The sequence below is a fragment of the Marinobacter sp. F3R08 genome (genome assembly GCF_018860425.1).
Taxonomy (GTDB): Bacteria; Pseudomonadota; Gammaproteobacteria; order Pseudomonadales; family Oleiphilaceae; genus Marinobacter.
Window position 1 is genome coordinate 1 of sequence record NZ_JAHKPI010000003.1, and the last position, 4,570, is coordinate 4,570.

A 4,570-nucleotide genomic window follows, 5' to 3' on the forward strand; every position below is an offset into this window, starting at 1 on the left:
GGAGAAAGTGTTGCTGTTAGATCTATTAACACCGGAAGCATTACACTAAAGCAACAAAGCAGCTTTAGGATCGTACCGCAGTTTAAGAGTTACGTGCGTGTACGCCCTTCCCTTTCCTTCACGAGTCAAGAGAAAGCCCTTCTTTTCTGGATCAGTAGGGACCCAGCAACCTTCTGATTTCTCGATAATATCCGATATAGGTTTCTTGATGGTTTTTCTGACAAGCGCCTCAGTCCGTTGATATTCACCATCTTCAAGCCCTATATAATCTCTATAATCCTGGATTTTAAATTTAACCTCTTTACTAGGGTTGTGTTTCCATTGAGACAGCGCTTTTAGCAATCTCCTTTCATAACGACCACTAAGAGAAACGAACAACTTAAAATCTATTTCTGAAAAACCAGCTTCAACATTTTCAGCAAGCAATTCAGCAACACTAGGGGCCATTTCTATAAAGAATGGTTGTCCCATATTATAACGAGCTCGCGCTATAGGAGAAAAAACATCAAAACCTCGCTCTGATGAGTACGAAACCTCACGCTTTACCAGAGATTTGGCAGCTGGCTCTATTGTCTTGCGCAAATTATCAACGGAGCATTGAAACAACGTTGTCAGTTCTTCTTCTGAAAACTCAAACTGATAAGGTATCGGTTTCTTTTCAAAATCATCACATTGCTTTATTTGAGTGCTATTAAAACCCACTACTTTTGATATTTCACACAACACTAGGGCGAATACATCTTGTTCAGCAGCCCCAAGAGAAGCAGGAAACACATTGATTGGTTCCCTGAATTTATTAAGCTTTTTCATAACTAGACCTAACCAACAAATATTTTTCTTGTGCCTTGAATGATTACAGCAACAACTAAAAAAGTAAAGTTGCTATTTTGCTTTTTTGGGATACTGGTCAAATCTTATCCACACTATCTGTTGATAAGTTGTTGACCCCACGGAGAAAGTGTTGCTGTTAGCACGGAGAAAGTGTTGCTGTTACCGGAGAAAGTGTTGCTGTTTAAAGGGGTTTTACGGAGAAAGTGTTGCTGTTACCGGAGAAAGTGTTGCTGTTTAGCCCGAAAAACCTTTTAAGTACATAATGTTACAAGCCCCTAAAAAGATCTAAAAACTCTTTAAAAACCTATAAAAACTTTATTATTAAAAAGAAAGTGATCCATTGTGAATAACTCGATATTGGTGCTTGTCTGATGGAAAAGCTATTGATGCAAAGAAACGCATCAATAGCTTTACCACAGCCAGCACGAAAGCTCTTTGCTCGCTTCGAGTAACGCTCCGCTATCAATAAATTTTTTTATTTTTTTTATTTTTTATCGTCTCACGTAGATTCTGAAATAGCTCTCTAAATCCTTAAATTTCACGCCAAAGAATAGTATTTGTAACTCGCTGTATTAATTAACATAAACAGGTAATAAAACTGTTCTTTTCTACATTTACAGCTTGACTAATTAGGGCAAATTGCCCTAATATATATCTCGAAGGCCGGACATATCGTCAAGGTCAAAACCGGAGAATTTCCGATGAATTCAATTAATGAAATCACCCTTATTGTTGCTTCTAAGGTCGCTCTTTCAGACCGTCTAAGTTTCTACCCTACTTTCTTTGGATCTCGTTTCATGATGCGAGGCGAAGCCTATGTAATGGGCTACATGACTAAGTTTTCAGAGGATTATGACGGTGGATATTGGGACTTCTATTCCCTTTCAAATGGTGGCTATTACATGGCGCCGAATATGGATACATCGCTTTTTCTTGAAATTTCTAGCAACTGGTTTTCGGGTGAAATGTCAGCTGATGCAGCTGGTATCATTGCAACCTTGTTCGCTCTTGGTCAATTGGCAGGAGAATCTGAGGGGACTGCGCTAGGTGATAGGTTTATAACGCTCTACCACCTACTGAGAGACTTTGCTAAAGAGCATAAAGAGTCATCTCTCATTCTACGCGCTATCGACTAATAAAGTATGCCCTGGTAATTGCCAGGGCAATTTTGCAGGTTCTAATTATGATGTATGAAATGAACGAACGTGAAGAAAATGCAGCTAAACTAGCCGCATCTATGCCAACTGACCGTGATGATTTGCTAAATCTAGCTGTCAAATTTGTAGATGAAATTCATGGTTCTGTTTTGGCGTCCAATATAGATTTGGCTAAGCAAGCGAACGATAAGTACCAAGCGATTATTTGGAAGCTCAACGGCGGGCGCTTTTTTGGTAGTGCTAATGGTGATAATTCGCCAGCAAACATTGTTGATAATTTTTGTAGTGCTAAATCTGGCGATATTCCTAAATGGGGGCAGTCAGGTAAATTTGTTGTGGTTGTGGATGCGATTAGAGTTCTTGTAGAGTTTAGTAGTTTGGGAAGTTGGGGAAATACGCATTTTGAATTCAGACCTGTAGATTTGGATTCATGGTTTATTTCAGCAACCGGTTATCGTTCGCATATTGGTGAACTGTGCTACGGATTGACAGTCGATGAAGCGGCCAAAGCTATCCTATCTGACTACCTAAAAGATAAACGCCACGACATAAAACCAGAGTATAGAGACGTTCTGGCTAAAGCGTCATTTCCTAGTTTTGTTGATACGCTCACCCCACCTCCTAGACGTTCTCCGGCAAATGTTAACGTTCCGAAAGGGTTTGTTTTGGTTGATGTGGTACTGCCTTCACAAAAGGCATACATCGCGAAAAAATGGGCTAAAGAGGCTCAACAAAAGCTAGATAAAATAGAGAGTGAATGTAATCTACCGGAAGCGACTCCAGTCGTTTCCAAACCTCAACGAGAGGTTGAAAAACACAAAAAAGTAACGCCAGAAAGTAGGCAGTTCATTCCTGGACAGCGTTGCCAGGTTATAAGTGTTCATCATCCTGTTTTTGAAAGTGACGTTGGTAAGTTTGTAATTATAACTTCGGTAAGTTCTTCTTCTTCTCAGGTTTGGGCGCATGATGACAAGCCAGAAACATATCGGATCAACAGAAAGGGGAGCCGAGTTCTTGAAAATGATCCCAAGGCAGTGCAGTCGATTTATGCTTTTAATCAATTGCGTTTAGTATCTGATACGGAGTAAACAGTTAATGAATAATGTAAATATTAGACTAGAGTGTCTTCGACCTGCTGAACAATGGTCACGACCAACAGGTGAAGAAATTAGAGAGGTTTTGCGTTTAGCTGGGCTTACTGGTAGCCAAGCGGCGAAAAAATTAGGGTTGGGGCCTAGTGGCTCGCGAACGGTTCGACGTTGGACCGGAGAAGAGTCAAATATTCCATATTCAGCTTGGGGGCAACTTTGCTACTTGGCTGGACTGGGAGTTATTTGGAAAGAATCGTAATTAGCAGAATCACATTTTAGCGGCTAAAATTTATTTCGATTTACCGAAAAATTTAACTTGACTTGTTAGGGCAATATGTCCTATCGTGCAGGTTAAGGCCGGATAAATCATCAAGGTCATAAACCGAGATATGTCGATGACTATAAATAGAATTGCGTTGGGTTGAGATTAAATAGATAACGCCTCGGTGATAACCGAGGCGCTTGGTCCGGCGCTGTCACACCAAACCTGTTGCTCGTTAGGGTGTGGTCCCGAATAGTGAGCAATAGATAATTGGAGCACGGATAGCGTGGAGGGTCAAGAAAATGTCAAACGTAGTGAAGTTTCCCAAAGTTGGGCCTACGGGTTCCAATTCCCCACCTGAACATGAACAACAAGTTAATAAAGTATCAGATACTAAGCCGCAGAAACCCGCTAAGAAAGGGCGATTCTTTGCGGCCATTGTACGTTGGATCTGGATTACAACTGTTTTGATTTGGCCCGTTCTTAAATGGATTGTGTCCATTAATGTGTTTTTCCAGGCTATTCGAGCCTTTTATTATTGGGATAATCCAGAAGTTCACGCTGGATGGACGTTCTTCGCGCATTTTCTCGCGCTAACACTACTTACTTACTTTGTCTCGATATATAGGCCAAAAGATACGTAATTTTAGCCGCTAAAGTATTGACCCTATAATAAAGTTTAGCTATACTTTTTTTGAGTTAGGCGGCTGTCACCGTCAAATTTTTACAATTAGGGTGTGGGGTTTATATGGGTGCAATCCATGAAGAAAAGGCTAACAGAGTCTCAATTTCAGGCTGCAATCAAGAGTTTGGAAGTGGGACCTCAAACACTACAGATAGCGCACGGGGTCTTAGTAGAGGGAAAACCTCAAACCGAATTTGTGACGTTGTTGGGAGTGACGAAGGGGGCGGTATCACAAGCCGTCAAGAGGGTATGGGAAGCTCACACGGCACAAGCGCCGGAAGGATACGAGCGAATAACGGCAATACTGCCGGAACATCAAGCGTTCATCGTCAAGAAGTGGGCCGAGGACGCAAAAAAGAAAAGGGGAAACAAGGGATGAAATCAGCGGTCGTAGCGAACCAAAAAGGCGGGGTTGGTAAATCTGCAACCGTCGTGCATCTTGCTTTTGATTTTCAAGAGCGAGGAAAGAAGGTCGCTGTGATCGACCTTGATACTCAGGGTAATGTTTCTTACACATTGGATCAATTCTGTGTTGAAGGAGTTA

At 41.4% G+C, this 4,570-nt stretch carries 6 protein-coding genes; 5 read left to right on the forward strand and 1 reads right to left on the reverse strand.

Going from position 1 to position 4,570, the window contains the following annotated elements; translation table 11 throughout:
• Positions 1 to 45 precede the first annotated feature (45 nt).
• Positions 46 to 810, reverse strand: a complete 765-nt coding sequence (locus tag KO499_RS00810) for a replication initiation protein (RefSeq protein WP_012774841.1) — start codon at positions 808 to 810, stop codon at positions 46 to 48.
• A gap of 722 nt (positions 811 to 1,532) precedes the next feature.
• Between KO499_RS00810 and KO499_RS00815 the strand changes: the two genes are divergently transcribed.
• From KO499_RS00815 to KO499_RS00840, 5 genes are all read left to right on the forward strand, one after another.
• Positions 1,533 to 1,967, forward strand: a complete 435-nt coding sequence (locus tag KO499_RS00815) for an antirestriction protein (RefSeq protein ID WP_012774840.1) — start codon at positions 1,533 to 1,535, stop codon at positions 1,965 to 1,967.
• Positions 1,968 to 2,026: 59 nt separating this feature from the next.
• Entirely contained in the window at positions 2,027 to 3,076 is a 1,050-nt protein-coding gene (locus KO499_RS00820) for a klcB (RefSeq protein ID WP_086959621.1), read from the forward strand.
• Between the two features lie 567 nt (positions 3,077 to 3,643).
• Positions 3,644 to 3,985 (forward strand): KleE stable inheritance protein, encoded by a 342-nt coding sequence (kleE, locus tag KO499_RS00830; RefSeq protein WP_012774837.1) that lies wholly within the window; start codon positions 3,644 to 3,646, stop codon positions 3,983 to 3,985.
• A 117-nt stretch (positions 3,986 to 4,102) separates the two neighbouring features.
• A complete protein-coding gene (locus KO499_RS00835; RefSeq protein WP_086959610.1) occupies positions 4,103 to 4,405 on the forward strand; it encodes a transcriptional regulator KorA in 303 nt (100 codons plus the stop codon).
• On the forward strand, positions 4,402 to 4,570 hold a 169-nt coding region (locus KO499_RS00840; protein ID WP_215981872.1), incomplete at its 3' end, for a ParA family protein. The genes KO499_RS00835 and KO499_RS00840, both read left to right, overlap by 4 nt.